The sequence below is a fragment of the Paraglaciecola sp. genome (genome assembly GCF_030730205.1).
Classification (GTDB): Bacteria; Pseudomonadota; Gammaproteobacteria; order Enterobacterales; family Alteromonadaceae; genus Paraglaciecola.
This window is the reverse complement of sequence record NZ_JANQVQ010000321.1, coordinates 1-7257: the sequence shown is the minus strand read 5'-3', so window position 1 is coordinate 7257 and position 7257 is coordinate 1. Positions and strand designations below refer to the sequence as shown.

Annotated in this window: 5 protein-coding genes and 1 pseudogene; 5 read left to right on the top strand and 1 reads right to left on the bottom strand. The window is 42.6% G+C overall.

The features are described 5' to 3' along the window. Positions 1 to 263: 263 nt before the first annotated feature. From NWQ57_RS21310 to NWQ57_RS21300, 3 genes and pseudogenes are all read left to right on the top strand, one after another. Positions 264 to 428: pseudogene (locus NWQ57_RS21310) on the top strand (DUF1499 domain-containing protein); the annotation flags it as partial. 214 nt (positions 429 to 642) lie between these two features. Next, positions 643 to 1317 carry an HAD family phosphatase gene (locus tag NWQ57_RS21305; protein WP_306024205.1) on the top strand — a complete coding sequence of 225 codons (675 nt, stop codon included), beginning with the start codon at positions 643 to 645 and terminating at the stop codon, positions 1315 to 1317. Positions 1318 to 1330: 13 nt separating this feature from the next. Then, positions 1331 to 2287: a sugar-binding transcriptional regulator gene (locus tag NWQ57_RS21300; RefSeq protein ID WP_306024204.1), complete on the top strand. Its 957-nt coding sequence runs from the start codon at positions 1331 to 1333 to the stop codon at positions 2285 to 2287. 67 nt (positions 2288 to 2354) lie between these two features. Here NWQ57_RS21300 and NWQ57_RS21295 read toward each other — a convergent pair whose 3' ends face one another. Continuing rightward, positions 2355 to 3116: a hypothetical protein gene (locus NWQ57_RS21295; protein WP_306024203.1), complete on the bottom strand. Its 762-nt coding sequence runs from the start codon at positions 3114 to 3116 to the stop codon at positions 2355 to 2357. Between the two features lie 747 nt (positions 3117 to 3863). On the opposite strand from NWQ57_RS21295, the gene NWQ57_RS21290 reads away from it, so the two are divergent. Together NWQ57_RS21290 and NWQ57_RS21285 are read left to right on the top strand one after the other, a co-directional pair. Next, complete coding sequence (locus NWQ57_RS21290) at positions 3864 to 5585, top strand: cytosine permease (protein WP_306024202.1); 1722 nt, start codon at positions 3864 to 3866, stop codon at positions 5583 to 5585. Between the two features lie 13 nt (positions 5586 to 5598). After that, the gene (locus tag NWQ57_RS21285; protein ID WP_306024201.1) at positions 5599 to 7098 is read left to right on the top strand and encodes a mannitol dehydrogenase family protein; all 1500 of its coding nucleotides are present in this window, start codon (positions 5599 to 5601) and stop codon (positions 7096 to 7098) included. The last annotated feature ends 159 nt before the right edge of the window (positions 7099 to 7257 follow it).

The window sequence follows — 7257 nt, the reverse complement described above, 5'->3', positions numbered from 1 at the left end:
TGCTTTTAGGTTAACGAGGGTATATGGTGATAATGTAAAATGGCGTCCCCACCTGGATTCGTTATTCTTTGTTAAGTTGTTGAAAGTTAAGGTTAATGTGTTTATTTGTAATCGTGTGCTACTGGTGTGCTACATGCGTGGGGAGAAATTAAATTATGTTTTTTATGGGTTATTTATAAAAAATATAAACGAAATGTGAAGTTGTTTTCTAGATTATTACGCTAATTTTTGTTGCCTCTTACTTCTTTTTTAAAAATTAGCACACTACATGGTTTGGTTTTAAGGATGACGTGGTTATTCGTATTAGCGACTCTGGTGAACAACGCTTCTTGGATGTACGTAGCAAATCCCGTGTTGGTCGCAGTGATTTAGGTAAAAATGCCGAGCGTATTCATAGCTTTATCGATGCGTTCAACAGCAAGCTGTAGCTTGATTTAAGGGCTGTGATTGTCGTCACTTCTTTTACATTGTACTTAAAATAAATCGCCTAGTGATTAATACCACTGGGCGTTTTGCTATCAATTAACTAAGCCGTATGGCATGGGCGAATTTTGCCAAATTGTCAGGTATAGTAAAAAACCAATGCAAGACAATAAATTAAGGCAAATAAAAGCCTATGACATTAGGTGATATTTATAAAACATGAGCAATTATGAATTAGTCATTTTCGACTGTGATGGCGTGCTCATCGACAGTGAAGGTATTAGCAAAAAAACACTAATGTCGCAGTTGCGAGAATTAGGTATCACGATTGATGATGCTTATTTTATTAAAAATTGTCTTGGCCGCAGTTTTGCTCATGTAAAACAAAGTTTGTTGGCAGACTTTAAACTAATCTTAGCCGACGATTTTGAGCAAACTCACCAAGCTGTTTTAGTTGAAAATTTTGCACGTGAGCTGGTTGTTACCCCTGATATTAAGTGGTTATTGGGCCAATTTCCGCTCAAATTTTGTTTGGCCACTAGCAGTAGCCGTCCACGTACGCTAAATGCCCTAAAGATCACCGCCTTAAATGAATATTTTAGCGACAATATTTTTACTACCTCCGAAGTGGCTAATGGTAAACCGGCACCTGATTTGTTTTTACATGCCGCTAAAAACATGGGCGTAGCAGCGGAAAAATGTTTGGTTTTTGAAGACTCTTTGTCGGGCATACAAGCGGCAAAAGCAGCCGGCATGGCAGTCTATCGGTATATGGGCGGTAGTCATTTACTTAGCTCAGAGAGCAATTTAATGGCAGAACAGTCAGACTATTTAGCCTTTAGGCACTGGCGTGATTTGTCCAAACTGGTACCATCCCTTATATCTAATAAGTAGGAATTGAAGAGCAATGTCTAAGCTTTCAAAAGCTGAATCACGACGTCTAGATGAGGCCGCCAGAGCAGGGTGGTTATATTATGTGGCGGGTAAAACCCAAGACGAAATTGCCAAAATATTGGCTACCTCGCGGCAAACCGCTCAGCGTCTCGTGGCTTTATCGGTCAGTTCTGGTTTGGTTAAGGTAAGGCTGGATCATCCCATAGCCAACTGCATGACCTTGAGTCAAAAATTGCAAGATAGATTTAACTTACTGTCATGTGAAGTAGTACCAGGTTTGTCCGATAGTCCCACCTCAACCTTTGGTTTAGGTCAAGCTGGTGCTGCCGAAATAGAACGCCATTTGAGTTCTGATATACCCAAAGTGATTGCCATGGGCACAGGGCGCATTATGCGTGCCTGCGTTGACGAGCTTTCTTCCTTATCCTGTCCGCAACATCGCATTGTATCCTTATTGGGTAACATGGCCTCAGATGGCTCTGCCTCACAATATGATGTGGTGGTGCATATGGCAGAGCGCATTCACGCCAGTCATTATCCCATGCCCTTGCCGGTTATCGCCCGTCGCCCCGATGAGAGAGCTGCCTGGCATCAACAACCTCATATTAGTAGTGTGTTTAATCAGGCCAAACAAGCCGATGTTACCTTTGTGGGCATAGGTAACTTGGGTGAAAAGTCGCCACTGCACATTGATGGTTTTATTACTAAAAAAGAGCTGCAAGAGCTAAGCGATCTTGGGGCGGTAGGTGAAGTCATTAGTTGGATCTTTAATAAAGACGGTAATTTGATTAATTGTGATATTAATCAACGTGTGGCTAGCGTGCCTTTAGTGATGTCTTCCAGCAAACCGGTCATTGGTATTGCCGCGGGTGAAGACAAGGTCATTGCCATTTTAGGCGCCTTACGCTCTAAATTGATTAACTCACTGATCACCAATGAATATACGGCTCAGCGTTTGTTAGATACCTAATAGTTAATGCATGAAAAAAGCCCCACTTGTTTGCGCAAGTGAGGCATTTGAGGCAAAACAGTTAATGTTAAAAAAAGCTAAAGGCCACTTGCAAGGCACCTTTTTTTAAGGCCGGATTCCACATGGCGGTGGCCGATACAGGCAAAGTGTAGTCAAGGATCTTTAGGTTCTTTTGATAAGTGAGTCCAACATTAACGATATTAGTGCTGTCATCATAAAAGTTTTTATCACCTGTAGGTGAAAACGCCCCACCAATAAATACCTTTACTGATTCTGCGTCTTTACCTTTCCATACAGGCAAGTTAGCTTCGATGTAGTTGGTATAGGCACGCTCACGTCTGTCCGTATCTTCATCTTCGAATTTATCGACACCTTGCACTATGACTGAATAATACAGGGACAAGGGCATGTCGCCAGCAAAGGTATATCCCAGCCCAATATCAGTAAAGTTACCGGTTTTAGTGGGATCACTAGAGTAGTTAAATATGTCCACATCTTCGATTGAGGAATGGTTACCGTGATTGACGATTTCCACAAATAGCTGCTCAGAAAATTGATGGGATGCAAAATAGGTAAATTCTTGGTATTCACCATCAAAGCTAGCACCAGCCCATAAACCAAATTTAGTGTTGCCACTTGCAGTGGTGTAGCTCAGTTCGCCCGCCGTCATAATACCTGGAGTAACAATAAAACCATGCCACAAGTGATTGGTTTTTATTTGAAAGCCTAAGTCAACATTACCACTTTGCTCAGCGTTTACGTACTTAGCTGTAAAAGCCATTACTAAAAGCGCGCTCATTGTGATGTTTTTGGCCGTCTTATTTAACATGTTGTCATCCTGTGGTTTATCTTATTGCACGTGGCTATTTGTTTTTGGTTATATGCTCAGTAGTCGGGCATATGACCAAATAAGTTTGGCCTCGTCAACTCTTTTCGCTTACTTTCTGTTAACAAAAGATCAGGGTTTTTATCTTTTGTCTTTTAATTCATATGTTTGTGAAATGTTACAAAGCCAATAATTATTGTTTGCTGACGTTGCAGATAAAAGATCGAATTAGACAGGATGAAAAGATAGTTTTGCTTTAAAACTATGACTAAAAACACCCCAAGAGTAATTATTAATCAAATGATATGTCACTGTAATTAATGGTTTTCTTCTCGATTAAAAAGCCGTGAAACCCAGTAATATCAGAGCTTGTACGTTGTTTTGTTTTATTTAACTCATTTTGCTGCAGATGGTATTACTTAAAGATTAAGCAATGACACAAAGCGTTTAATTAACATTGTTATATTTGTTTTACAGTTGTTACTAAGCATGCTTGAAGACAACAACGAACAGATGATTTAAGAAAATAATTTTAACAAATCATTGACAGTTACCTCTATTGTTTGGGAATATGCTCATTATGATGTCAATTGCCCAAGTTGGGTATTTGGAATTCTACATCGCGAAACAAGAGTCTTAATGTTGGATCGTCACTTAAGGTGACTAGCGGCCAATTTTTGTTTGAGACATGTCGCGACCTTAGTTGGGATTGAAATGGCCCAAAGTAAAACAACAAGGTTGGAAACAACGATGAAAGCAGATACTCAAGGTGTAAACCTAGATAATGTATGTGAAGAACAACTCCCTATACCTAAACATAAGTTAAAGGGCTGGACTCATTTTTTAGGTCTGTATGCGGGCGAACATGTCGCCGCCACAGAATTTGTTATCGGTGCCACCTTTGTTGCTTTAGGTGCCACCATGACCGACATATTATTAGGTTTGTTGATTGGTAATATCCTTGCGGTATTAAGCTGGACCTTGATCACCACACCAATCGCCATTGAAACTCGCCTAAGCCTGTATACCTATTTACAAAAAATTGCCGGTGGTTCCATGACCACGTTGTATAACTGGGTCAATGTTATTATTTTCACGGTTATCTCGGCGGCTATGATTACCGTGTCAGCCACTGCCGTGCGCTTTGCCTTTGGCATACCTGCGCAACTTAACTGGTATCCCACTAATCTGTGGTTTGTCATGGTGGTGGTGTCTGTCGGCATCATAGTGGTCTTGGTTGCCATGTATGGCTTTAACGCAGTGTCTAACTTTTCGCGTATTTGTGCGCCTTGGTTATTTGTGATGTTTGTCAGCGGGCCACTGGTATTAATGCCGGCCTTGGCCGATCACGTTATTGGTGCTACTAACTTAAGCAGCTGGGCTGACTTTATGCACATTGGCAGTGTGTCGGTGTGGACGGGTCTTGATTCCGACGGTAAGCCGGGTATTGGTTTACTTGAAGTGATAGGTTTTGCGTGGGCGGCCAATACTATTACCCACGTTGGTTTGATTGACATGGCATTATTACGTTATGCCAAAAGCCGTACCTATGGTTTATGTACCTCGTCAGGCATGATGTTTGGTCATTATATTGCGTGGATTTCTGCCGGTATTATGGGGGCAGGCACTGCCGTTATCGTACAAAAATCTATCGTCGAATTAGACCCAGGTGATGTGGCCTTTCAAGCTTTAGGTTTATCTGGCCTAGTGATCGTTATTGTAGCGGGTTGGACCACAGCCAACGCCAATTTATACCGTGCAGGTCTTGCGGCTCAAGCCATCTTTAAAAACCATTCACGTAACCGTTCTACTCTGGTTGTGGGTATAGTGGCGGTGTGTATCGCTTGTTTCCCCTTTGTATTCAACCAAATGTTACCCCTGTTAACTTATGCGGGTTTATTAGTGGTGCCTGTTGGAGCTATTGTTTTTACTGAACATTTTATCTTTCCCCGTATCGGTTTTACCCGTTACTGGGCGATGTTTCGTAAGCTCAATCATAGCACCCCGGCCGTGGCGTCATGGTCATTAGGTTTGGTCTTTGGTTTTGGCCTTAACGCCTTAGATGTGATGTCGTTTTATTACTTGTTTATCCCTACTTGGTTCTTTACCTCTGTGCTTTACATCATATTGGCGAAGTACCATGGTGCCGCGCAAAAATACCCACAAGAGCAAGCCAAATTAGATGCCTATGATAAACAGGTAGAGGTGTATCAAGCCAAACAAACTAAGTTAGCCCCTGATTTTGTGCACGACTACAGCCTTATGACCAAAGTACTGCGCTTTGTCTCTCTCATGAGCCTTGTGACTACCCTTGGTTTGGCCCTAAACACCATGTTTTGGAGCGTGGGCATACCTGCTTACGAAAGTAATCGAGAACTGTTTTTTAATATCGGATTTGTTTGCACCATTATTTATTTTGCCTCTGCCTACTGGGTAATGCAGCGAAGTAAACAAGTTGCAGCCCAAGCTTAGAGGAATAATTATTATGCAAACTCAATCAACTATCAGCCTGTGTAACGCTACGCTTCATACCCTTGGGCAAGATGTTGTAGTACCTCAATATGATCGTGCAAAAGTCACACACGGCATAGTACATGTGGGAGTGGGCGGTTTTCATCGCTCTCATGAGGCTTATTATACCGACGCCTATATGAGTGAAACCGGTGACCTAAGCTGGGGCATTTGTGGTGTAGGACTACGCGAAGCTGACCGCAAGATGCAAACCTTACTGGCAGCACAAGATTATCTTTATACGCTGATTGTGCGCCATCCCGATGGCAATATCGAAAACCGCGTGATTGGCAGTCTCAGTGATTTTTTATTGGGCTGTGACGACCCAACAGCAGTCATCAACAAGATGGCCAGTAGCGAGACAAAAATTGTCTCTTTGACCATCACCGAAGGGGGCTATAACTTTAACCCAGCCACTGGTGAATTTGACTTTACTAACCCTGATGTCATTCACGACTTGGCTAATCCGCAAAGCCCGCGTTTGGTGTTTGGTTATTTAATTGCCGCATTGCAGCTACGTCGCAAAAATGGCTTAGCTCCCTTTACCATTCAGTCTTGCGACAACGTGCAGCACAATGGTGATGTGGCCAAAAAGATGTTGATAGCTTATGCCACCAAAGTGGATAGCGAATTGGCCCAATGGATAGAGTATGCAGTGGCGTTTCCTAACGCCATGGTGGATCGTATTACCCCGGCTACTACTCCGGCCGACATCGCCTATTTGCAACAAATGGGTATTAAAGATGAGTGGCCAGTAACCTGTGAGCCCTTTCATCAGTGGATCATTGAAGATGAATTTACCCTAGGCCGCCCTAAATGGGAGCAAGTGGGTGCCCAGTTTGTTGTCGATGTCACGCCTTACGAAAAAATGAAAATCCGCCTGTTAAATGCCGGTCATTCGGTATTAGGCATATTAGGCTCACTGCACGGATTTAATACTATTGATGAAAGTGTGCAAGACCCATTGTTTGCGCAATTTTTGCGACATTTTATGGACGTTGAAGTCACGCCCGTGTTGTCACCAGTGCAAGGCATAAACCTAGATGAGTATAAAGACACCTTATTAAACCGTTTTGCTAACCCCAACATTAAAGATAGCTTAGCCAGAATTTGTTCAGAGAATGCGGCCAAACTCAGCACCTTTTTACTGCCTACTATGGTGGATAACCTGTCTAATAAAGGGCAAATCCAATGTGCGACCTTAGTTTTAGCCGCTTGGTGTTATTACAGCGACAAACAAGCGGACCAACAAGGTAAAGCCCTGAATATCATGGATGCCATGGCCGTTGAAGTGCATAAAGCCGCCAGCCAAACAAGCCAGCGCCCTTTAGCTTTACTCGAATTAAGCTCAATCTTTGCTAGCCTTACCTGTCATAAAGAATTTGTGGCGGCGTATAAACAGCAGGTTATAGCTTTGTATGCCAAACCCGATGTGAAACAACACATGCAGTCTATCTTAAGCAGCGTCGCCTAAACGCTTACACAATTTGAGGAGTCACAATGACTAGACCTAAAGTAGCCGTTTTTGGTGAAGCTATAATTGATATGATCGAACAACAAGATGGTTCTTACTGGTGCGCTGTGGTGCGCGGCGAATGGCAGAAAGCGCCGCCTTGCTGGTTGATGATGTGTT